Raw genomic sequence first — 23,566 nt, 5'->3', positions numbered from 1 at the left:
TTGAAACGTAAGTCTCCAACGGAAAAATACTGTAATGTCATTAACAACCTACGAAATGGCGCGCGTCTTAGAGCAAATGGAAGATGCACCTGAAAAGGTTATGTTTGGTAAACTGCTTAAAGAGCTAGGTAACCAAAGTGAAGAGCGTATTCGCAGTGCGGCAAAACAAGTTCCAATCGATACTTTGCGAGATATCATCTACCAATTTCAGCGCGTGGTAGAGTCTCGTAAAGGTGAACAGGTTCAGCTATTAGCAAAAGAGCTAGCAGAGCAAGGCATCTCGGCTGAAGAGCTTCAGGCTTTTCTAGAAAAGTAAGCTTACGCCAGTTAAAAAAGAAACCACTCAATTGAGTGGTTTTTTGCGTTTGGGGTGGTCGATCTTTTAGTTAGCCTCTAAATTGCGCCTTCAAAACTCTATCTAATGAAAACGGTCCAGCACCCCATACGATGACGATAAGAATCATCAACCCCCAAAGTTGGTGATCGTAGAAGCCTTGGTCCCATAATACCGGGTAAGAGACGACGGCAATAATGTTGAAAACAAAAAGCGCGGCGGCCATCGGGCGTGTTAGCAAACCAAGCGCTAAGAATACCGGTAGAATCAATTCAGCAGCTGTCCCCATATAGGCCGCTAGTTCCCACGGCAATAGAGGCACCTGATATTCCAATTCAAACAAGTAGAGGGTGCTATCCCAGGTCGCTATCTTGGTTAGCCCAGAATTGAAGAATACCCACGCCACCCAAAGGCGACAGAAAAGAAGTAGCACTGGGACGAAAAGTGCCTGAGATTTCTCAATCAAATTGTCGTATTGAGCCATCATGTTTGTGACTGTGTTGTTATCCATATTATGTCTCCAATTCATCATTGATTGAAAAACCTGAGATGACGTTGAGCGCCATGACAGCATTCAGATGTTGCAGTAGTGAAGGCGTTATTTCTCCGAGCGCTTTACCAGATTGAAGCTCAATCAGCAGTCGATGACACTCCTCGGTTAGGTTATGGCTTTCGAGCTGTGAGTTCTCAGCTCGGATTACTATCCCAAACTCTGTGCGATTGATGTCTAAACCTTCCAGTTGCTGTTGGTAGATAGCGTGTTCAAGCGCTATTACGGCATAGCAAGAATCGAATAGCGTTACCGAATCCTTGAGGTTAAAAACCAAGGCGCCTTGCTGCTCTTGTGGCACTGAAGCTAAACAGGAGAGAGGCTGTTGATTCGGTGGAGTTGCACACGCGTGTCTCGCTAAACTGTCCTTTTGCCATTCATACCGTGCCACTTCACTAAGGTAAGGCGCTGCCTCCATAACCGCAGGAAAGGCCTGTATGGTTTGTTCGAAGTGCTCGCCATAACCACTGACATCTCCAGAGGTCGATGGGTAACTAAGAACATGTTGACGTGCCATTTGTTGGAAGCACTCCTCACCAACTAACATCTCAGTCAGTGGGTAAGTTGCAGCGAGAACTTCGCTCAAGCTAATCACAAAGTTATTGCGATAAATTTGGATGCGTTGCTGATCGCTAAAATGATCGCTCACGATGTCGCAGTGCTCGCCGTCATTTTGATATCGCAGGGCATTAGCAAATTCGGATTGAACATCCGCTAGGGAGTAGCTCATGAGGCGCGACTCCTTTGATTGTCATGTTGATACAGCTTTTCACTGGCTTTGGCAGCCTCTGCCAATAGAATGCGTGGCTCTGGGATATCTAAATCCCACTCAATCAAGGTGTGGCGAGAACCATGTTGCTCTATCCACTGAGTGTAAAGTTGCCACACTTCATCACAGACGGGTTTGCTGTGTGTGTCTATCCAAATTTCACCTTGCTTGAGCTTCTTTTTGGTAAAACCTGCCAAGTGAATCTCTTCCACTTGGTTTGCTGGTATGCCATTGAGATACTCTTCACAGCTAAAGCCATGATTAAACGATGAGACGAAAATATTATTGAAATCGAGCAGTAGGCGACACTCGGTGCGCTTTTGTACCTCAGCCAAAAACTCCCACTCTGGAATCGTTGAATGCTTGAAAGCGAGGTAGCTTGATGGGTTCTCAATTAACATTGGGCGCTGCAGATTGTCTTGAACATCGATGACGTTACGACAGAAGACGTCCAATGCTTCTTCGGTATAAGGCAGAGGTAGCAGGTCATTGAAGTAGTGACCGCCAGTCTGGCTCCAACTCAAATGATCAGAAACCAAGAAGGGTTCGATATCATCAATAAGTGCTTTGAGTTGCAGCAAGTGATGTTGATTGATTCGTTCAACAGAACCAAGAGACAATCCAACACCATGACAGCTTATGTGGTGATGATTGCGAATCTCTCGGAGTTGTTGGCGCTCTGAAGAGTGGGGTAAGAAGTAGTTTTCGCTGTGAACCTCTAACCAACTTACCAAATCAGAATTCTGGCTGAAGAAATCTAAGTGCGGTGTTCTAAGGCCAACCCCTGCGTTGGGGTGAAGAGTTTGAGTCACAACGATTCTCCTAATGGGTAGTGGAGGTGAGCTGGTATTCAGCTCACCATACTGAGTGGTTCAGTTATGCCTTCAGGCATTATGATGGTTGAGTGCTACCACCAGTTAACTTGCCACATAGTCCTTTGGGAACGACCACGAATGCATCGGATTGGTTGTCTTCTTTTGCTGTACCAGCACATGAACTTGTTTTAGTTGCACAGTCATTTTGGCCAGCTTTTGATACGCCATAGCATTTTTCTTTCGCTGCTGCTTCCGCTGGTGCTGATGTAAGAACGGCGCCGCCAAACGCTAGTACACTTGTGATTGCAGCTGTAACAGCAAGATTAGAATTTTTCATAGTCATTCCCTCTAGACTTAATAGTATTTACACATCGCAGGTTAATGAGTTGTTAACTTGCTTACTAAAAAGGATAGGAACAACCCGAAAATAATTTCACAGTATTATAAGAATTATCAAAATCAGTGATGATTTACCTGTTAAGTGTTTGATTAAGTGATGTTATTTTTTGATGGTTTTTTCTTCTTAATATTCTAAACGCAGCCTAGTGTTTAGGTTATAATCAACTTTTATGTATAAATACCCAGTAGTGAGCATATCCAATGATAGATCCTTCGCTTTTACTCGATGGCCTAAACGACAAACAACGTGAGGCGGTCGCAGCACCTTTAGAAAACCTACTTATTCTGGCTGGTGCTGGTAGTGGTAAAACGCGAGTGTTGGTGCATCGAATCGCTTGGCTGCAGAGCGTCGAGCAAGCATCGCCGTTTTCTATCATGTCAGTAACCTTCACTAATAAAGCGGCAGCAGAGATGCGTGGTCGTATTGAAGAGTTGATGATGGGTAGCTCGTCAGGCATGTGGAACGGCACCTTCCATGGTATTTGTCACCGCATTCTGCGTGCTCACTACCTAGATGCAAAATTGCCAGAAGATTTCCAGATCATTGATTCCGATGATCAGATTCGTCTATTGCGCCGCTTAATCAAAGCACAAAACCTCGATGAAAAGCAGTGGCCTGCTAAGCAAGCTTCGTGGTGGATCAACGGCAAGAAAGATGAAGGCCTACGCCCGAGTCACATTGATGCCTACCATGATCCAGTCACTCAAACATGGTTAAAGATTTACTCGGCTTATCAAGAAGCGTGTGATCGCGCTGGATTGGTCGATTTTGCGGAGATTTTGCTGAGGTCGCACGAGCTACTGCGCGACAAGAAACACATTCGTGAGCACTACCAAGCTCGCTTTAAGCATATTCTGGTCGACGAATTCCAAGATACCAACAACATCCAATATGCTTGGCTGCGTATGATGGCGGGCCCTGATTGTCGAGTGATGATCGTCGGTGATGATGATCAATCTATCTATGGTTGGCGTGGTGCAAAAATCGAGAATATTCAGAAGTTCTTGGACGAGTTCCCGGGCGCTTCAACGATTCGATTAGAGCAAAACTACCGTTCAACCAAAACCATCTTGCAAGCATCGAACGAACTTATCTCAAACAACACTGAGCGTATGGGCAAAGAGCTGTGGACCGATGGTAACGATGGCGAGCCAATCTCCGTCTACTCAGCTTACAACGAGCTTGATGAAGCCCGCTTCACGGTAAGTAAGATTAAAGAGTGGCAAGAGAAAGGTGGTGCACTCGAAGATACGGCGATGCTTTATCGTAATAACGCCCAATCTCGTGTGCTGGAAGAAGCGTTAATTCAAGCAGGCTTACCATACCGAATCTATGGTGGTATGCGATTCTTCGAACGTCAGGAGATCAAAGATGCGTTGAGCTACCTGCGTTTAATGGGTAACCGTAACGATGATGCCGCTTTTGAACGTGTGGTTAATACACCAACACGTGGCTTGGGTGACAAGACTCTCGAGACGATTCGATTTGCAGCGCGTGACCGTGGTGCGACGATGTGGCAAGCGAGTATAGCTTTGTTGGAAGAACAAGTACTGCCAGGTCGTGCAGCGGGTGCCTTAAGCCGCTTTATCGAGTTAATTAATGCCCTTGAAGACGACACGCTAGAGCTGAACTTACATGAGCAAACTGACCATGTGATTAAATCTTCAGGTCTATTTGCGATGTACGAGCAAGAGAAAGGCGAGAAATCGAAAGCGCGTATTGAGAACTTGGAAGAATTGGTAACGGCAACTCGTCAGTTCGAGAAGCCAGAAGAAGCCGATGAGATGAGCATGCTGACGGCATTCTTAACGCACGCGGCTTTGGAAGCGGGTGAAGGTCAGGCTGATGAGTTTGATGATGCGGTTCAGCTTATGACTCTACACAGTGCTAAAGGTCTAGAGTTCCCAATGGTATTCATGGTCGGTGTCGAAGAAGGCATGTTCCCAAGCCAGATGTCTGCTGAGGAAGCGGGGCGTTTAGAAGAAGAGCGCCGCCTATGTTACGTAGGCATGACTCGTGCGATGGAGAAACTGTACATCACTTACGCTGAGATGCGCCGTTTGTACGGACAAGACAAATACCACAAACCATCACGCTTTATTCGTGAGTTACCGGAAACCTGTCTGGATGAAGTTCGTATGAAGGCGCAGGTCAGTCGCCCTGCGAGCAGTGGCCGATTTAGCCAAACTGCAGTCAAAGATAACTTTAATGAAACAGGCTTTAGCTTAGGCTCTCGCGTGAAGCACCCTAAGTTTGGTGAAGGTACGATTATCAACTTTGAAGGAAGTGGCCCGCAAAGCCGAGTGCAAGTCGCGTTTAATGGTGAAGGCATCAAGTGGTTGGTGACGGCTTACGCGCGTTTAGAGCAGCTTTAACCTGTTACTTCGACATCTAATAACCGTTGATTATTGAAAACAAAAAGAGCAGCCAATGGCTGCTCTTTTTTATTGCGTACCGCTTTAAGCGATCACAATACATGACTGACTAGAAGGGAGCTTACAGTGCTGCAAGTGCCGCTTCGTAGTTTGGCTCTTCAGTGATCTCTGCAACCAACTCGCTGTGTGTTACCACACCTTTTTCATCAACAACGACAACCGCACGTGTTGTTAGGCCAGCTAGTGGGCCTTCAGCAATCGCTACGCCGTAGTCTGATGCGAATGCAGGAGAACGGAAAGTTGAAGCGTGCTGAACGCCTTCAATGCCTTCAAGTTCGCAGAAACGACCCGCAGCGAATGGAAGGTCAGCAGAAATACAAACAACAACCGTGTTCTCAAGCTCTGCCGCTTTTGCGTTGAACGTACGTACGCTCGTTGCACAAGTTGCAGTGTCGATGCTTGGGAAGATGTTTAGAACCACTTTCTTGCCTGCAAGAGAAGCAAGAGTCAGTTCAGAAAGATCGCCTGCAGTTAGTGCAAAGCTTGGTGCCTGCTCGCCAGTTTGTGGGAATGTGCCAGATAGCGGTACAGCTGCGCCTTTGAAGGTAACGTGTGACATGAATTTGTCCTTAATTTAATTATGGTTATGAAACTAGTTGAGCCTAGTGAGGCTTACGTTACTCGGAAGCGGTTAAGAAGTGAATGATTTAAATGTCAGAATTATAATTAAGTTGAAGCGTTTCTTAGATTCGAGGAGGGGTGAAAACATCAATCGATAAGAGGCAGATAAAGAAAAACCCCGAGAGCTTGCGCTCATCGGGGTCTATAGTCTTACTCGCAGCAATCCGGCTACTAAGTGTGCTCCATGCATCAAATCCATGATAGTGTGCTGTTATCCTTCAGCGTATTCCTTTCGTCGCCTTCCTAGCGGTGTCCTTGATCTTATCCTGATCTGCCAACAATCCTCGTTAGCGCGCGTCACTTGTTCCTTGAGCGGTGTCCTTTACATCATCCTGATGTTCAGTCCTTTCCTCGTCCAGAGGTGTCCATTGTCTTTCCTTAGTAGCAACCATCCTAGTTACTATTGCGTCCATTCAATGTCCATTTCGCTATCCATGCCGATTATTCATCCTGAGTAATCGAATCTTCATCCTGAAGATAACCAAGTCCTTGGCGTTTCCTGTTCCGTGTCAGCATCCTTCCGACACCATCCATACTACCGATTCCTTATTTATCAGCAATGGTGCATAAGCGAATTTCTATATAATTATTTGAACGATAAATGTACGTGTTGTTTTATTTCAATTGCTTACGATATCTTAGTGCTTAAATTCGCAGTTGAATATCGATATTTACTCACTGCCTTGTAAGAGATCTCGCACAAAGCAGGGAGTAAAAAGGGAGTATTTTCCCTTACTGGCCGATGGCAGCGCCTTCACGACGAGGGTCTGCTGCACCTTCTAGGCCATCTTTTGTGATGCGAATGGCGTGTAAACCCGAGTTAAGATCGCGAATGTTAACCTCAAATCCCATCTTTTCGAGCTCAGGTTTAAAGTTTTCCGCCGATGTTCCTTTTTCCAGATCTAGCGTGCCGAAGCGGTTTAGGAAGTGCGGTTGGTTGATCGCTTGCTGGATATCCATGTCCCATTGGGTATGAGCAATGATCGCTTGTGCTACATAACCTATGATACGGCTACCACCCGGAGAACCAATCGCCATGTAAGGCTTATCGTCTTGCATGATGATAGTCGGTGCCATTGAAGAGCGTGGACGCTTACCTGGTTCAAGTCGGTTTGCGATAGGTGTGCCATCGTTGTGGGTCTTGAACGAGAAGTCGGTCAGTTCGTTGTTGAGTAGGAAGCCTCTTACCATCAAGCGTGAGCCAAATGCATTCTCAATGGTGGTGGTCATCGACACGACATTGCCATCGCTATCGACAATATTGAAGTGGCTGGTGGACGGCAGTTCAATAGACACATCTTGACTGCGTAGCATGGCATGATCCCACGGTGGGGTGCCTGATGGTGCACTGTCTAATGCCTTTCCAGCAGTAATTAGCTGGGCACGTTCCTGCAAATAGTCAGTATTTACTAACCCTTGGGTTGGCATTGGCACGTAATCTTGGTCTGCCATGTACATACCACGGTCTGCAAAGGCTAAACGAGAAGCGTCCGCTAACACTTGCCAAGATTTCGCGTCGTTTGGCCCCCATGATTTCAGATCAAACTGTTCGGTCATCGCTAAGATCTGCCCAACCGTTAATGCACCTGAACTTGGTGGTCCCATGCCGCATATATCGTAACTCTCATAAGCAGAACAAACTGGTTCGCGTTGTTTGATTGAATAGGCGTCGAAGTCTTTTTGTGCTAATACACCCGGATTACCTTTGGCGGTTTGTACCGTGTTGATGATGTCGGCAGAAATCTCACCTTGGTAAAATGCCTTAGCACCATCCTTTGAAATTGCGTTCAATGTTGCAGCATATTCAGGGTTCTTAAGCAGCGTACCCGCGGTTTTTGGGCTGCCATCGGCATTAAAGAAGTAGGCTTTGGTTGTGGCAAAACGGCTTAGTCGTTCTTGGTCGTTTTCAATCAAGGTCGCCAAACGTGGGCTGATGGTAAAACCTTTCTCAGCGAGCTGAGCAATAGGTTTGATCAGCGATGCCCACTCTAGATTGCCGTATTTCTGGTGAGTATCCCACAATAGTTGGACTGTGCCCGGTGTCGCCACAGAGCGACCACCAACCACGGCATCATAAAACCTAAGCGGTTGGCCGTTTTCGTCTTGGAACAGGCGTGGTGTAGCATCAAGTGGTGCGGTTTCACGACCATCGTAGGTTTTAAGTTGTTTGTCTTTTCCATCAAAATAAACAAGGAAGGCGCCACCGCCAATACCTGACGATTGCGGCTCTACTAAGCCAAGCATCAGCTGCACAGCAACCATCGCATCAATGGCATTACCACCACGAGCCAGTACATCGGCACCCGCTTGGGTTGCCAGAGGGTTGGCTGCGGTAACCATCCAGTCGTTAGCTTTTACGAGTTGCTTGGCTTCTAAACCACTACTTTGTTCGGGAGCGACGGAATCGGCAGCTTGATTTGCCCAACTGACATGAGAGGCAAAAAGTAGGGTAGAAGTGGCGAGGGTTGTTAGTTTTGTTTTCCACTGCATGATCTTCTCCTTTTAATATGCAGAGCTAGATTGGCAGTGGAAAGATAAGATAGCCAGTACGTTGTTAACGAATTGTAATCTTGATTCGAATTTAAGCGATTAAACCAGACAGCGACTGCCAAAGAATACTGACGCCAATTAGGCTGAACACAACACCACATAAGCCATCAATGTAGACTGTCGCTTCACTCAGTTTCTTTTGTAGTGCCTTCGTAGAAAGCATCCACGCTAATAGAGAGAACCAGAACAGTGATAGGCCGAATAAGATAATCAGAGCAAACCCTTTCCCTGAAAGCGACATGTCAGCCGGTACCAAGCTCGACATCAAGCTGATGAAAAACACTAATGCCTTTGGATTAAGAATATTAGTCGCAAAGCCTTTCGAAAACGCCTGACGCTTATTGGTCAGAATCAGATCTTTTGAATTGACCGTGTCTGCCTCTTCTTCGTGGTGGCTAATGAGTTGCCATGTTGCTTTTAACGCACCAAAGCCGAGATACAGTAAGTAGCTGCCGCCAGCTAATTGCATGAGCGCAAAAAGAGTTGGGTGCTGGTGGACTAGGTAACTGATGCCTGTCAGGCTTAACAATGAATGCAGTAAGATCCCGCAAGAGAGTCCGAGAGCAATGTATAAGCCGGTTTGTCGTCCGTGGCGTGTTGCGTTTTGTACCACAAGTGCAAAGTCAGGGCCTGGGCTCATCAAAGCGATAAAGTGGATAGAGGCGAGGGTGACTAATATGGTGACTTCATTCATATCTGTTCCAATAACGGGGTTGTTCTGCCGAGAGTTGTTGAGCGCAGCTTACCGTGATTTCGATTCTCTCAATTGTAAATTATCAACACTTAGTTAATTTTCGATGGAGAAACACCAAATGCGGTCTTAAATGCCTTTGAGAAATGGGCTTGATCGTAGAAACCCACTTGATGAGCGACCTCAGTTCCGCCGACACCTGATTTAATCAATCGCATGCCTTGCTCCATGCGTAAGCGGCTTAACCATGCATAAGGGGTGATGCCCATTTTGTTCTTAAAATGACGCTGAAATTGAGTCGTTGTCAGGTCGCACAGCTCAGAAAGTTGCTCTAAGCGCACTGGCTGGTCGAGGTTTGCCATTAAATAGTCTTTGAGTGTATTCACTGATTGAGTGCCAAGCTTCACCTGAGTTTTCGATCCAAACTGCGCGTAACGATCAACAATCGTCGAAAAACCTTCGAATGGCAGGCAATCTTGGGCGAGTTGACTGATATTTGGGTTGATAAGTAGCCCATGAAGGTTACGTAATTGTAAAAAAGTCGCTTGATCGGAGAGGATCAACTCAGAAAAGCTCAAAGTGCGACCATTTTCGCTGTGATCGGCAAGATCGCCAAACCATTGAGGAGAGACAGAAAATACACTCACTTGGTAACCCGATTCGAGCTTTGAATGACCATCATGCAGCTCATCAGGTGGCATCATCACCACTTGTCCGGCACCTGCGTGGTAACTCGTCCCCTTATAGACAAACTTCTGCTGCCCTTGGGTGATTAGGCCGATATGAAAGTCCAAATGATAGTGGCGCTGAAAGGCAAACTCTTGGTATTGAGCTTGGATCAGGCTGATATCTTGGCTAGATGTCGAGTAGTAGTGGACTTTATCCATGGCATAAAAAAGCTTGGTTAAATTATCATCAATTCAACCAAGCTTATCTCTGTATCTATAGATTGTCTTGTAAAAAACGATCAGTGTTAGCTTTTCACTTGCTTACTCTTCTTGTTATTGCGCAGACCGTCGAAGCTGAAGATCACCAGTGCACCCCAAATGAAAGCAAAGGTAATCGCCTTATCCATGGTAAAGGCTTCACCGTAGATCAACACCGCAAGCAAGAACATCAAGCTAGGGCCAATGTATTGGAAGAAGCCCAGTGTCGAAAGCTTGAGTCTGGTTGCTGCACCCGTAAAGCAAAGTAGTGGCAGAGTGGTAATTACCCCCGCAGCGACCAGTAGTAAATTTAGCTGCATTGGATTCGCCAAAAAGTCTGACGTCGCTGTGTCTGCAATGAATAATAAGTAGATTGCCGCCGCTGGCAGCATCACTAAGGTCTCAATGAACAAGCCAGTCTGCGCTTCTAGGTTCACTTTCTTACGGAGTAAGCCATAGAAACCAAAAGAAAAGGCCAGTGCGATAGCGACAACTGGAATCGAACCAAAGGCGATTAACTGGATAAGCACACCGATAGCCGCAAGCGCCACCGCACACCATTGAAGTTTTCTCAGACGTTCACCAAGGAAGAACATTCCAAGCAATACGTTAATCAAAGGGTTGATGTAGTAGCCGAGGCTGGCATCCAGCATATGATTGGCATTGACTGCCCAGATGAAGATCAGCCAGTTGGCCCCCACTAAAAGTGAAGTTGCCACCAAAAACATCATTTTCGGTTTTGAAGTCAAAGTATCGCGCACTTTGCGCCAGCCACGACCAACGTGCAGCAGTAAAGCGAGTAGAAAAAAGGACCATACTACACGGTGGCTCAGGATCTCGAGAGGGGATACTTCACTGAGAGATTTGAAGTATATGGGAGCGATTCCCCACATGGTGTACGCGCCAATCGCAAGCAAGATTCCTTGGCGTGTACGTTGTTGTTCGTCTTGTGTCATGTCACTTTCTCTGGCACAGAGTGCTTATTAATAGGATTTATAAAGAGAGTTGGTCAGTATAGGAGCGTTAACCCTTTTCACCTAACAATTTGCGGTTTAATTCGCCAGCATTCCACTCTACAATGTGCGACTTGCCTGCCGATGCTGCATGCTGACTTTATACCTCGATTAGGAACCATAATGACCGCCACTCTGATTGCTGAGCAAACACCAACTCCCGCGAATGATGCGCAAAACATCCTCGAAGATGTATTTGGCTATCAAAGCTTTCGCGATGGTCAGCAAGAGGTCATTGATTTGGCTGTTCAAGGCCGAGATAGCTTGGTGATAATGCCGACGGGTGGTGGTAAATCTTTGTGTTACCAGATCCCTGCTTTAGTTCGTGAAGGGCTGACACTGGTTATCTCACCGCTTATCTCGTTGATGAAAGACCAAGTCGATCAGTTGAAAGCCAATGGTGTGGCAGCCGAGTGTATTAACTCTTCCATGCCGCGTGATCAGCTACTGAGTGTGTTTAATCGCATGAACTCAGGTCAGCTCAAAATGGTTTATGTGTCACCAGAGCGTGTGTTGATGCGTGATTTCATTGAACGCCTACAAGGTTTACCGCTTTCGATGATTGCGGTCGATGAAGCGCACTGTATCTCTCAATGGGGACACGACTTCCGCCCGGAGTACGCGTCATTGGGTCAGCTTAAACAGTATTTCCCTCATGTGCCTTATATGGCGCTGACGGCAACGGCTGACGATGCAACGCGCAAAGATATTGTTTCGCGCTTACAGCTGGTGGATCCGCATACCTACTTGGGCAGCTTTGACCGTCCTAATATTCGCTATAACCTTGTCGAGAAACACAAGCCAGTGTCTCAGGTGGTTCGCTACCTAGAAACTCAGAAGGGCAATTGCGGCATCATCTACTGTGGTAGCCGTAAAAAAGTTGAGATGGTCACCGAGAAGCTGTGTAACAACGGTATTCGTGCTGCGGGTTATCACGCGGGTATGGACACCGATGAGCGCGCTTACGTTCAAGAAGCCTTCCAACGTGATGATATTCAGATTGTTGTTGCGACCGTAGCGTTTGGTATGGGTATCAACAAACCTAATGTACGCTTTGTGGTTCACTTTGATATTCCACGCAACATCGAGTCTTACTATCAAGAGACTGGCCGTGCGGGTCGTGATGGCTTGCCTGCTGAAGCGATGATGCTGTTTGACCCTGCTGATATGGGCTGGCTGCGTCGTATGCTGGATGAGAAAGAAGAAGGCCCGCAAAAGCAGGTTGAGATGCACAAGCTGAATGCGATGAGTGCCTTTGCTGAAGCGCAAACTTGTCGTCGTCAGGTACTGCTTAACTACTTTGGCGAATATCGTGAGAAGCAATGTGGCAACTGCGATATCTGCTTAGATCCGCCAAAACACTTTGATGCGACCCAAGAGGCGCAGAAGGCGTTGTCGTGTGTGTACCGTGTGAATCAGTCGTTTGGTATGGGCTACGTCGTTGAAGTGATGCGTGGCATGCAGAACATCCGTGTGCGCGATAATGGTCACGATAAGCTCTCAACTTACGGTATTGGCCGCGACCACAGCCATGACTACTGGATCAGTATCTTCCGTCAGCTCATTCACAAAGGCTTGTTGTTCCAGAACATCACACGTAACTCAACCTTGCAGTTAACTGAAGAGGCGCGTCCACTGCTGCGAGGTGAGATGTCACTAGAGTTAGCGGTACCTCGTCTCGACACTGCGGTACGTAATGCTAAGTCAGATAAGCTAAGCAGCAAGAATTACGATAAAAAGCTATTTGCCAAACTGCGTAAGCTGCGTAAGTCGATTGCCGACGAAGATGGCTTACCCCCATACGTGGTATTCAGTGACGCAACATTGATTGATATGGCAGAAGTTCTGCCGACGTCTTACGGTGAAATGTTGGCGGTAAATGGTGTAGGCCAGCGTAAGCTCGACAAATACGCCGACCCATTTCTAGATTTGATTCAAGAACACATCACAACACACGGCTAATAACAGAGGTAATAAATGGAATTTGGTTTGCGAGAGTATTTAGCAGAAGAAGGACGCTTATTGGTGACAACACCGAGCTTTGACTTCGACTCTTACCCTGAAATTGGCGAACGCCTCGTTAGCTTGTTATCGGCTACGGTTGTTGAAAAGCAGTGGGATGCTGACATGCACTCATGGCTGGTGGATTTTGAAGGGTGCCAGATGTTCTTAAAATCAGAGCACTACAGTGAATCTGTGTGGTTTGAATCTCTTAGTCCAGAAGCGAGCCGTGAAGAGTTCGATTATCTAGCCGCTTTGTTCAAGCGTGGCTTCTAACGGTTAACATTACCTCAAACTTGGTTTCTAGAAACCGAGCTTCAAACACCTTCTAGCAATAAAAATGAGAATAAACGTTTGCGTCTGTTCTCACCGTTGCAGCTAAAATTGATTAATGTATAATCGCCCGCCGCTCAATGGAGCAAATGATAGATACATTTTTCATTCACATTATTGGTAAGAGCTTTCTTTGTTTCGATAGAGAAATGACTCGATTTGGGTTCCCTCACCCCCAAACCAAACTAAAAAGGTACAGCATGAGTAACTTTACCCCTGCGCAACAGCGCAAAGCCCTAGCATTATTAGTTTTGTTCCACTTAGTGATCATTGCATCAAGCAACTACTTGGTTCAGCTACCTTTTACCATCTTCGGTATGCACACCACTTGGGGCGCTTTCACTTTCCCATTTATCTTCTTAGCAACAGATCTGACCGTTCGCATTTTTGGCGCTCAGCTTGCTCGTAAAATCATTTTCTTAGTGATGTTGCCTGCACTCGCGGTTTCTTACTTCTTGTCGGTGGTGTTCTTTGAAGGGCAATTCCAAGGCTTTAGCCATCTGGGTGAATTTAACCTATTTGTAGCCCGTATCGCTGCTGCAAGTTTCATGGCTTACTTGCTTGGCCAAATCTTAGATGTTCATGTTTTCAACCGCTTGCGTCAGCTTAAGCAGTGGTGGATTGCGCCAACCTGTTCAACGCTTTTTGGTAATGCTATTGATACCATCGCGTTCTTTGCGATCGCTTTCTACCAAAGCCCAGATCCATTCATGGCTGAACATTGGACTGAGATTGCACTGGTTGATTACGGCTTCAAACTTATCATCAGTCTAGGCTTGTTTGTTCCTATGTACGGGGTGCTTCTGAACTACATCGTTAAGAAGTTAACCGCTGTGAACCCTGACTTTAAAGCGACAGGTGTTAATGTGTGAGGATCAGATTAGAAAGGCATTAGTGCAAAGATAATAAATAGCCCAGGTTAGAAGACTAACTTGGGCTATTTTACTTTTAGTGTCAGATATGATTATACGAGGCATTCAATAGAAAGTGGCCAGCCAATGTCTGTTTGTCGATTCGATTCAATCTCTAGCTCTGCAGCGGTCAGCGGGTTGTCGGCTAGCCATTGCTTAGAGAGTGTTAGAGTTAGATTATTATCGTCAGCCGTTAGCGTAAACTCAGGCTCTAGCTCTGGATTACGACGATGCGTTAATAGAATCGCTAGGCGCAGAATACGTAGGATACGTTTACTGCTTGTGCCTGATACTGCGTGTTGCTCTGGCAGTGATGTTAGCTGTTCACGGTAGCGTCGCGTTAATTCACCTAGGTAGTGTTTCTGTGCGCGAGTGAAACCAGGTAAATCTAGGTTCTGTAGTAGGTAAGCACTGTGTTCACCACCTTTCTTGAAGTCGATGGTTAAACCGATTTCATGAAGTTTGGCTGCAGTTTGCAGTAGGACACCAGCTTGAGGTTCTGACACCCAAGCTTCGCCGCCTGCTTGCTCTAACAGAGTCTGCGCTGCTGCTGCGACTTGGTCACCGTAGCTTACGTCCATCTGGTAGCGTGATTGAACGCTCTTGATGGTGCGAGCACGGATATCGTCTTGGCGAAGCTCATCAACCATTTCGTAGGCTAGGCCTTCACGAAGTGCGCCGCCAGCCAGCGTCATCGAATCGATTTCAAGCAACTCAAAGATAGCAATCAGAATGGAAAGACCGCTAGGGAACACTAAAGCGCGCTCTAGAGTTAACCCTTCTATTTCTAGCTCTTCTAAGCGCTCAGTAATCATCGCTTGTTTTTGTAAGCGTTTAAGCTTGGTATGAGTGATAACCTCATCCATGCCTTGCGCTAGCATGATTTCTTGCAGTGCTTGAACGGTACCACTGGCACCAACACACACATCCCAACCGATATCGGTGTAGCTCTCTAAGATAGGAGCTAAGGTAGACTTCGCTGCTTCAATCGCGTTGTCGAAGTTGGTTGCGGTTAATTGGCGATCTTTAAAGTGGCGCTCAAGCCATGTTACACAGCCCATTTTTAGGCTAGTCAGCGCTTTTGCTGAGAAACCTTCACCAATGATCATCTCGGTACTTGCGCCACCAATATCCACTACCAGTCGGCGGCCGCTGCCACCAGAAGTGTGTGCCACGCCTTTATAGATAGTCGCAGCTTCTTCTTCACCGGAGATAACATTGATGTCGTAGCCAAGGATCTGGTTCGCTTTCTCAAGAAAGATATCCACATTAGTCGCGGTACGTAGGGTCGCTGTACCAACAATGCGGATATTTTCTTTTGGAATGTCCTGTAGTCGCTCTGCAAAGAGACTCAAACAGTCCCAACCGCGCTGCATAGCTTCGGTACTAAGCGCATTATTTTCATCTAAGCCTGCAGCTAAACGTACTTTGCGCTTAATTTTAGCCATGGTTTGTACGCTGCCATCGATATGACGCACAACGAGCATATGAAAACTGTTCGACCCGAGGTCGATTGCAGCGTAAAGCGGGGGTGACACTGTTTGACTCATAAGCGACTAAGCTTCCTTGTTGTGACGCGGTTGGCGTGGGCGACGGTTCTGGTTTGGTTTACGGTTACCGTTACGTGAGCCATTGTTGTTTGAGCGGCGTTGTTGCGGGTTACGTGTGCGTAAGCGCAATGGTGCTGGTAGATCTTCTAGCAGTGCAGAAGCGTCGTAGTCAGACACTGGGATCGCGTGCTCAATGTACTCTTCGATTGGTGGCAAGTTGATTGCGTAATCTTCACAAGCAAAGCTGATCGAGTGACCACTTGCACCAGCACGACCTGTACGGCCGATACGGTGAACGTAATCTTCACAGTCGTCAGGTAGATCGAAGTTGAATACGTGCGTTACTTGAGGAATGTGTAGGCCACGAGCAGCAACGTCGGTTGCAACCAGTAGGTCAACATCACCTTGAGTGAATTGCTCAAGAATCTTTTCACGTTTCTTCTGTGGTACATCACCAGTCAGCAGACCAACACGGTGACCATCGGCAGCCAAATGGCCCCAAACTGATTCACACTTGTGCTTGGTGTTAGCGAAGATGATAGCGCGCTCTGGCCACTCTTCTTCTACTAGTGTCTGCAGCAGTGCCATCTTGTGTTCGTTAGAAGGGTAGAACAACTCTTCTTTAATACGGTGGCCTGTTTTACGCTCTGGCTCAACAACAACATGCTCTGGGTTATGCATGTGCTCGAAAGCCAACTCTTGTACACGGTAAGACAGAGTCGCAGAGAACAGCATGTTCAAACGATCTTTAGGCTCAGGCATACGACGGAACAAGAAGCGGATGTCTTTAATGAAGCCCAGATCGAACATACGGTCTGCTTCATCCAGTACTACTGCTTGAATGTGGTTAAGGTTAAATACCTTCTGCTTGTAGAAATCGATAATACGGCCAGTGGTACCAATTAAGATATCTGCGCCTTCTTCGATCTTACCTAGCTGCTTGTCGTAGCTTTCGCCACCGTAAGCCAATGCTGCTTTGATACCAGTGCTTGCGACTAGGGATTCAGCATCGTTGTAGATCTGAATCGCGAGTTCGCGAGTAGGTGCCATAATAATCGCACGTGGCTGGTTAGGCTTGCGCCCTTCATGCTCAGGTGTTTTTAGTAGGTGGTTAAAAGTAGCAGTAAGAAACGCAAGCGTTTTACCAGTACCCGTTTGGGCCTGGCCTGCAATGTCTTGGCCGGTGAGCAGTACCGGGAGCGCCAAGGCTTGGATAGGGGTACAATAATCGAACCCTTTTTTCTCCAATCCTTCAATGACTTGCGGAAGTAAATCCAAGTCGGCGAACTTTTGCTCTGTGATATGCGTCTTTTTCATTGCTATAGAATATCAGCTTAAGCTTGCAATACGAAAGTAAATACATTCCAATAGGGCATCTATTTACTGGTTATCATCCAACCAGTTCTAAAAAATACATTGGAGTGGAAGATGAGTGATAAGATTTTGCAGCTAACTGATGACGGTTTTGAGAACGATGTGATCAACGCTGCAGGCCCTGTTCTTGTTGATTTTTGGGCAGAATGGTGTGGCCCTTGTAAGATGATTGCGCCGATTCTTGATGAAATCGCAGACGAGTACGAAGGCAAGCTCACTATCGGTAAACTTAATATCGACCAAAATGCTGGAACACCACCAAAGTTTGGTATTCGCGGCATTCCAACGCTTCTTCTTTTCAAAGATGGCGGCGTAGCAGCAACTAAAGTTGGTGCATTGTCTAAAACTCAACTTAAAGAGTTCCTAGACGCTAACCTATAATCAGGTGAGCATTTGATAAAGAAACCGTGCAGTTAACAAATGCACGGTTTTGTTTTTTCTAAGCTATGGACTAGTCTTAGTTTTAGTGCTAATTTATCGCACGTTAATTGAACGAATTTCTCTTCTTGGTCGATCCTGTGACCGAATCCCTCTTAACTAGAAAACAGATCTTATTTTGACTAAACAAGCATCCACCACAATGAATCTTACAGAACTGAAGAACAGACCTGTGTCTGAACTTGTTAAACTTGGCGAAAGCCTAGGCCTTGAAAACCTAGCTCGTCTAAGAAAACAGGACATTATCTTCGCTATCCTTAAAGCACATGCAAAAAGTGGTGAAGACATCTTCGGTGACGGTGTTCTTGAAATTCTGCAAGACGGTTTTGGTTTTCTTCGTAGCGCAGACAGCTCGTACTTAGCGGGTCCTGATGATATCTACGTATCACCAAGTCAGATTCGTCGTTTCAACCTACGTACTGGTGACTCAATTGCCGGAAAGATTCGCCCACCTAAAGATGGCGAACGTTACTTTGCTCTACTGAAAGTAAACACGGTAAACCACGACAAACCAGACAACGCTCGTAACAAGATCCTTTTTGAAAACCTTACCCCTCTGCATGCTAACGAACGCATGGTTATGGAACGTGGTAATGGTGCGACAGAAGATATCACGGCTCGTATCCTTGACCTTGCATCTCCAATTGGTAAAGGTCAGCGTGGCTTGATTGTTGCTCCGCCAAAAGCGGGTAAGACAATGCTTCTGCAAAACATTGCGCAAAGCATCGCTCACAACCATCCTGAGTGTGAACTAATGGTTCTACTTATCGATGAGCGTCCGGAAGAAGTAACAGAAATGCAGCGCCTAGTTAAAGGTGAAGTAGTTGCTTCTACATTCGATGAGCCAGCATCTCGCCACGTACAAGTAGCAGAAATGGTTATCGAGAAAGCGAAGCGTCTTGTTGAACACAAGAAAGACGTGGTTATCCTTCTGGACTCAATCACTCGTCTAGCGCGTGCATACAACACGGTAGTACCTTCATCAGGTAAAGTACTAACAGGTGGTGTGGATGCAAACGCACTTCACCGTCCTAAGCGTTTCTTCGGTGCAGCTCGTAACGTTGAAGAAGGCGGTAGCTTAACTATCATCGCTACAGCACTGGTTGATACTGGTTCTAAGATGGATGAAGTTATCTACGAAGAATTCAAAGGTACAGGTAACATGGAACTGCACCTGAACCGTAAGATTGCTGAAAAGCGTGTATTCCCTGCGATTGATTTCAACCGCTCTGGTACTCGTCGTGAAGAGCTTCTTACTAAGAACGATGAACTGCAGAAGATGTGGATCCTGCGTAAGATTGTTCACCCAATGGGCGAAATCGATGCAATGGAATTCCTTATCGACAAGCTAGCAATGACGAAAACGAACGATGAGTTCTTTGACGCTATGCGTCGTCAGTAATCTTGATTAGCTGATAGTTATTAGAAAGCGCTGCCCTCGGGTAGCGCTTTTTATTTGCATTTTGTAGCGGCAGCTTGCAGAATGACCAAAAGTGTTACAAGGAAGTTAAAATGCAACATGGACTGTTGTCATCATTACTCTTGTCTACTTCACTGTTACTTTCACCGGTCGGCATCGTTAATGCCACCGAGATGTCTCCACATACAGTAGAGTCTTGGCTTGAGAATGATCAAGTAAAACTAAAAACTGCTGAATTGCTTGAGCTTGTCGTGCGTGATGAAGTGAATTCGTTACGCTTTGCACTTGAGCGCCTGACATTTCCCCAGCAAGAGGTGGCTCGTTACCAACTCTTGAAGAAGATCGAACAACAAAAAATCGTACTCACACCGAAGATGTCTATCTTTGTGGAGCAACAGCTCGCTATTACGCCAACCTACCAAGTATTAGAGCGTGGTGATGGCTATGAGTTTACGGTTCCAGCCTTTAATTATCCTTCGATAGCAAACCGCTTAATCAAACAATTCCGTGCTGATCAAAATACATTGGTGTTTGTGCTCGATGCAGAGAAACAGAACCTCAACCTCAAAGAGTGGCTAACTGGATCTGAGCATCAGGTCCAAACTCGAGAAGCGCTACTCATAAGAGAATTGGATAGCTTGTCGCCAGAGGCCGTGAATTACTTAGCAAAACAGCTAACGGAGTCACCGATAGTAAGCTGGTTACCCTCTACCGAAGTAGTGGTTCGATTAGCACAGGTGAGCGAAGACCCGGATGTCTATCAAATCCTCTGGAAGATGAAAGCCGATTATCATAGCCAAGCTGAGCTGGTTCGTCTCGCTGAGAGTAAATCCCCATTTGCCTTAGAGCAGGTGATGGCTGCAACGAAAAACCCAAGATTAAAAGAAGAAGCGATTACTTTGCTGACGAGAGTGAACCCACTTTCAGAAGAGGTGAAAGACTTTTTAGTTTCTCGCATGGCGATCGCCGATGATGCGCCATTGGTCGCTCGTGAGTTGGCAAAACAAGGGCACACCAACTGGCTACAAGACCTAGTGAATGATAACCCACAAGTCAAAAGTTCAGTGATACAGCAAGTGCTTCCGTAACTGGGTTTTACCTCTCAATAACCTTACTAAAAAGGGGGATCTCACGATGCCCCTTTTTGATATACTGAGCGCAGAATAATCAGCATGTAGAAGTTCTATGAGTTTTAAAGATTTACGTGATTTTATCGACCATCTTGAAAGTATTGGTCAGTTGAAACGCATTTCTCACCCAGTCGACCCAGACTATGAAATGACCGAAATTAGCGACCGTACTCTACGTGCTGGTGGCCCGGCTCTTCTGTTCGAGAACCCGGTAGGTTATGACATGCCTGTTTTGACCAATTTATTTGGTACTCCCAACCGTGTTGCGATAGGCATGGGCCGTCAGGAAGTTAAAGAACTGCGCGAGGTGGGCAAGTTATTGGCTTACTTAAAAGAGCCTGAGCCGCCGAAAGGTTTTAAGGACGCGATTGATAAGTTACCCGTGTTCAAACAAGTATTGAACATGCCAGCTAAGCGTCTTCGTAAAGCAGCGTGCCAACAAGTCGTGTGGCAAGGCGACGAGGTCGACCTAGATAAAATCCCAGTAATGAGCTGTTGGGCTGACGATATCGCGCCACTACTTACTTGGGGGTTAACGGTTACTCGCGGCCCGAACAAGAAACGCCAAAACTTAGGTATCTACCGCCAGCAAAAGATTGGTAAGAACAAAATTATCATGCGTTGGTTGGCTCACCGTGGTGGTGCGCTGGATCTACGTGACTGGGCTGAACAGAACCCAGGTAAGCCGTTTCCAGTGTCTGTTGCGTTTGGCGCTGATCCTGCAACGATTCTTGGCGCGGTAACGCCAGTGCCAGATACCTTATCGGAATACGCGTTTGCTGGTCTGCTGCGTGGTAGCAAAACTGAAGTGGTTAAATCGATCAGTAATGACCTAGAAGTCCCAGCAAGTGCTGAAATCGTGATGGAAGGTTACATCGATCCGAATGAATTCGCTGACGAAGGGCCTTACGGCGATCACACTGGTTACTACAACGAGAAAGAAAAGCACAACGTGTTTACCATTACTCATGTAACCATGCGTGAGAACCCGATTTACCACAGTACATACACAGGTCGCCCGCCAGATGAGCCTGCAGTATTGGGTGTTGCATTGAATGAAGTGTTTGTCCCTATTCTTCAAAAGCAATTCCCGGAGATAGAAGATTTCTATCTACCACCTGAAGGTTGTTCGTATCGAATGGCTGTGGTGACTATGAAGAAGCAATATCCAGGTCACGCTAAACGAGTGATGATGGGCGTATGGTCTTTCTTACGTCAATTCATGTATACCAAGTTTGTATTGGTGTGCGATGAGGATGTTAACGCTCGCGATTGGTCACAAGTTACGGCTGCGATGTGCAAACATATGGATCCGTCACGTGATACCTTGATGATAGAGAACACGCCAATTGATTCGTTGGACTTTGCATCACCGGTCGTTGGGTTAGGTTCTAAGATGGGCTTAGACATCACTAAGAAGTGGGATGCCGAGTTAGCATTGTCGCCTGATATGCAATCTACTCCAGAAAACAGTGATCATATTGAAGGTGGTTTAGCTGAATTAACCAAAGTTCATCCTGAAATTATTGATATTCACCTGCAGAACGATAATGCCGGCATGGTTGTGGTATCGATAGATAAACAAGCTGCAGGTAATGGTAAGAAAATCATGGAAGCGGTTTGGTCTCAATTTGATGAGAACAAGTTCGTTATCGTCTGTGATGGTGATGTTAACGTGAGCGACTGGAACGACATCATCTGGGCGGTAACCACCAGGATGGATCCAGCTAGAGATACCTTATTCCTTCAGAACGAAATTGGGCACTCCAAAGTGGGGCTCGATGCAACCAATAAGTGGGAAGGTGAGTGTTTGCGTGAGTGGGGCGTTCCAATCACAAAAGATCCTGAGCTGGTCAAAAAGATTGATAGCATCTGGGAACAACTAGGAATTTTATGAGCTACCAAGTAGTCTTGTACCCAGAAAACATCAGTTTCACCGTAGAAAAAGGGCAAACGGTCTTGGATGCTGCGCTCAACAGCGATATCTATTTCCCTAACCGTTGCCAAGTTGGCGCATGTGCTATGTGCATGTGCAAAAAATTAGAAGGCCAAGTGAGTTACCACCTTGAACCCATGCTCACAGAGAAAGAGCAGCAACAGGGTTGGATTTTCGCTTGCCAAGCATTTGCAGAAAGTAATTTAGTTCTAACCTTTGCCGATTAAGGGTTAGTGAGAGGAAGAACATGACTATTAAATGTAAAGTTAAGTCTATCGAGCCTTTGGCTTGTAACACTTACCAAATCCTGCTTCATCCAGAGACACCAGTTGCCTTTAAAGCTGGTCAGTACCTGATGGTTGAAATGGGTGAGAAAGATAAGCGTCCATTTTCAATTGCGAGCAGCCCTTGTCGCCATGAAGGTGAACTAGAACTACATATTGGTGCTGCTGAACACAATGCTTATGCATTAGAAGTGGTTGAAGCAATGAAAAAGGCACAGGCTGAAGATGGTGATATCGCGATTGATGCGCCACACGGTGATGCGTGGATTAAAGAAGAGAGTGAACGCCCTCTACTATTGATTGCTGGTGGTACGGGTTTTAGCTACGTACGTTCGATCCTGGATCACTGCATTGCACAAAACAGCAAGAAAGAGATTCACCTTTACTGGGGTGCAAAAGACGAGTGCCAGCTATACGCGAAAGAAGAGCTTGTCGATATTGCAGAAAAGCATAGCAATGTACATTTCGTACCTGTAGTAGAAGAGGCGCCGGAAGTTTGGCATGGCCAAACTGGTAATGTGCTTGAAGCAATTACACAAAGCTTCGAATCACTGGCTGATTTTGATATCTATATTGCAGGTCGCTTTGAAATGGCGGGCGCAGCAAGAGACCTATTTACACAAAATAAAGAAGCAAAGCGTGACCATATGTACGCAGATGCTTACGCGTTTATCTAATAATTCCTTTAGATTTAGTGCAAAAAGAGAGCAGAAATGCTCTCTTTTTTATATTTAGGTGAACTATTAGACACTTAACCTCTATTTATTCATTTTTTATGAAAAAGTAGTTGCTAAGCTGAAAGGGTTCCCTATAATGCGACCCCACTGAGACGGCAGGCGCCATAAGGCTTCAGCAATAATCAGTAAGACGGAAAGCGACAAAAAATTAATTTTCAAAAAGTGTTTGACACTGAATGTTAATTCGCTAGAATGGCCGTCCACTTCGAGAGGCTCCTTACTAAAAAGGAACGCTCAAGAAGTTAAGCTCTTTAACAATTTAAACCTATCAATCTGTGTGGGCACTCGTTGATGAATATCAAAAATGAAACTTCGGTTTCAACTTGATTTCAATGAACTGAGTGACCA

Annotated in this window: 22 protein-coding genes; 11 read left to right on the top strand and 11 right to left on the bottom strand. The window is 46.1% G+C overall.

Going from position 1 to position 23,566, the window contains the following annotated elements:
- Positions 1–34: 34 nt before the first annotated feature.
- Positions 35–316, top strand: coding sequence for a hypothetical protein (locus F0232_RS24250; RefSeq protein ID WP_004741210.1), 282 nt, complete (start codon positions 35–37; stop codon positions 314–316).
- Between the two features lie 70 nt (positions 317–386).
- Here F0232_RS24250 and F0232_RS24245 read toward each other — a convergent pair whose 3' ends face one another.
- From F0232_RS24245 to F0232_RS24230, 4 genes are all read right to left on the bottom strand, one after another.
- Positions 387–845, bottom strand: coding sequence for a DoxX family protein (locus F0232_RS24245; protein ID WP_008221525.1), 459 nt, complete (start codon positions 843–845; stop codon positions 387–389).
- A 1-nt stretch (position 846) separates the two neighbouring features.
- Positions 847–1,614 (bottom strand): DNA-binding domain-containing protein, encoded by a 768-nt coding sequence (locus F0232_RS24240; protein ID WP_105057891.1) that lies wholly within the window; start codon positions 1,612–1,614, stop codon positions 847–849.
- Complete coding sequence (locus F0232_RS24235; protein ID WP_105057890.1) at positions 1,611–2,465, bottom strand: DUF692 domain-containing protein; 855 nt, start codon at positions 2,463–2,465, stop codon at positions 1,611–1,613. Before F0232_RS24235 ends, F0232_RS24240 begins: the two co-directional genes overlap by 4 nt.
- Positions 2,466–2,544: 79 nt before the next feature.
- Positions 2,545–2,805, bottom strand: coding sequence for a DUF2282 domain-containing protein (locus F0232_RS24230; RefSeq protein WP_105057889.1), 261 nt, complete (start codon positions 2,803–2,805; stop codon positions 2,545–2,547).
- 263 nt (positions 2,806–3,068) lie between these two features.
- On the opposite strand from F0232_RS24230, the gene uvrD reads away from it, so the two are divergent.
- Complete coding sequence (gene uvrD, locus F0232_RS24225; RefSeq protein ID WP_105057888.1) at positions 3,069–5,243, top strand: DNA helicase II; 2,175 nt, start codon at positions 3,069–3,071, stop codon at positions 5,241–5,243.
- Between the two features lie 121 nt (positions 5,244–5,364).
- Here uvrD and tpx read toward each other — a convergent pair whose 3' ends face one another.
- The 5 genes from tpx to rarD all read right to left on the bottom strand — a co-directional run bounded on the left by tpx (position 5,365) and on the right by rarD (position 11,047).
- Entirely contained in the window at positions 5,365–5,862 is a 498-nt protein-coding gene (tpx, locus tag F0232_RS24220; protein ID WP_105057887.1) for a thiol peroxidase, read from the bottom strand.
- Positions 5,863–6,656: 794 nt separating this feature from the next.
- Positions 6,657–8,414, bottom strand: coding sequence for a gamma-glutamyltransferase (gene ggt, locus F0232_RS24215; RefSeq protein ID WP_105057886.1), 1,758 nt, complete (start codon positions 8,412–8,414; stop codon positions 6,657–6,659).
- A 91-nt stretch (positions 8,415–8,505) separates the two neighbouring features.
- Positions 8,506–9,168, bottom strand: coding sequence for a LysE family translocator (locus F0232_RS24210; RefSeq protein ID WP_105057885.1), 663 nt, complete (start codon positions 9,166–9,168; stop codon positions 8,506–8,508).
- An 89-nt stretch (positions 9,169–9,257) separates the two neighbouring features.
- Complete coding sequence (locus tag F0232_RS24205; protein WP_105057884.1) at positions 9,258–10,052, bottom strand: AraC family transcriptional regulator; 795 nt, start codon at positions 10,050–10,052, stop codon at positions 9,258–9,260.
- An 86-nt stretch (positions 10,053–10,138) separates the two neighbouring features.
- Positions 10,139–11,047, bottom strand: a complete 909-nt coding sequence (gene rarD / locus F0232_RS24200; RefSeq protein WP_105057883.1) for an EamA family transporter RarD — start codon at positions 11,045–11,047, stop codon at positions 10,139–10,141.
- Between the two features lie 180 nt (positions 11,048–11,227).
- Here rarD and recQ point away from each other — a divergent pair, with 180 nt between their 5' ends.
- From recQ to F0232_RS24185, 3 genes are all read left to right on the top strand, one after another.
- The gene (gene recQ / locus F0232_RS24195) at positions 11,228–13,066 is read left to right on the top strand and encodes an ATP-dependent DNA helicase RecQ (RefSeq protein ID WP_008221506.1); all 1,839 of its coding nucleotides are present in this window, start codon (positions 11,228–11,230) and stop codon (positions 13,064–13,066) included.
- Between the two features lie 15 nt (positions 13,067–13,081).
- On the top strand, positions 13,082–13,381 hold the full coding sequence (locus F0232_RS24190; protein WP_004741197.1) for a DUF3630 family protein: 300 nt from the start codon (positions 13,082–13,084) through the stop codon (positions 13,379–13,381).
- A 257-nt stretch (positions 13,382–13,638) separates the two neighbouring features.
- Positions 13,639–14,310, top strand: coding sequence for a 7-cyano-7-deazaguanine/7-aminomethyl-7-deazaguanine transporter (locus tag F0232_RS24185; RefSeq protein ID WP_061034316.1), 672 nt, complete (start codon positions 13,639–13,641; stop codon positions 14,308–14,310).
- Between the two features lie 92 nt (positions 14,311–14,402).
- Here F0232_RS24185 and gppA read toward each other — a convergent pair whose 3' ends face one another.
- Both gppA and rhlB read right to left on the bottom strand, forming a co-directional pair.
- Positions 14,403–15,899: a guanosine-5'-triphosphate,3'-diphosphate diphosphatase gene (gene gppA / locus F0232_RS24180; protein ID WP_063522900.1), complete on the bottom strand. Its 1,497-nt coding sequence runs from the start codon at positions 15,897–15,899 to the stop codon at positions 14,403–14,405.
- A 6-nt stretch (positions 15,900–15,905) separates the two neighbouring features.
- Positions 15,906–17,216, bottom strand: a complete 1,311-nt coding sequence (rhlB, locus tag F0232_RS24175) for an ATP-dependent RNA helicase RhlB (RefSeq protein ID WP_061034318.1) — start codon at positions 17,214–17,216, stop codon at positions 15,906–15,908.
- A gap of 111 nt (positions 17,217–17,327) precedes the next feature.
- Between rhlB and trxA the strand changes: the two genes are divergently transcribed.
- The 6 genes from trxA to fre all read left to right on the top strand — a co-directional run bounded on the left by trxA (position 17,328) and on the right by fre (position 23,158).
- Positions 17,328–17,654: a thioredoxin TrxA gene (trxA, locus tag F0232_RS24170; RefSeq protein WP_004741193.1), complete on the top strand. Its 327-nt coding sequence runs from the start codon at positions 17,328–17,330 to the stop codon at positions 17,652–17,654.
- Positions 17,655–17,853: 199 nt separating this feature from the next.
- Positions 17,854–19,113 carry a transcription termination factor Rho gene (gene rho, locus F0232_RS24165; protein WP_004741192.1) on the top strand — a complete coding sequence of 420 codons (1,260 nt, stop codon included), beginning with the start codon at positions 17,854–17,856 and terminating at the stop codon, positions 19,111–19,113.
- Between the two features lie 110 nt (positions 19,114–19,223).
- Entirely contained in the window at positions 19,224–20,219 is a 996-nt protein-coding gene (locus F0232_RS24160; RefSeq protein WP_105057882.1) for a hypothetical protein, read from the top strand.
- Between the two features lie 97 nt (positions 20,220–20,316).
- Positions 20,317–22,158, top strand: a complete 1,842-nt coding sequence (gene ubiD / locus F0232_RS24155) for a 4-hydroxy-3-polyprenylbenzoate decarboxylase (protein ID WP_105057881.1) — start codon at positions 20,317–20,319, stop codon at positions 22,156–22,158.
- The gene (locus tag F0232_RS24150; RefSeq protein ID WP_008224727.1) at positions 22,155–22,424 is read left to right on the top strand and encodes a 2Fe-2S iron-sulfur cluster-binding protein; all 270 of its coding nucleotides are present in this window, start codon (positions 22,155–22,157) and stop codon (positions 22,422–22,424) included. The genes ubiD and F0232_RS24150 overlap by 4 nt, the downstream gene beginning before the upstream one ends.
- A gap of 20 nt (positions 22,425–22,444) precedes the next feature.
- Positions 22,445–23,158, top strand: a complete 714-nt coding sequence (gene fre, locus F0232_RS24145; protein WP_004741188.1) for an NAD(P)H-flavin reductase — start codon at positions 22,445–22,447, stop codon at positions 23,156–23,158.
- Positions 23,159–23,566: the final 408 nt, after the last annotated feature.

This window comes from Vibrio sp. T3Y01, assembly GCF_013114525.1.
Classification (GTDB): Bacteria; Pseudomonadota; Gammaproteobacteria; order Enterobacterales; family Vibrionaceae; genus Vibrio; species Vibrio chagasii_B.
This window is presented reverse-complemented; position numbering and strand designations above follow the sequence as displayed.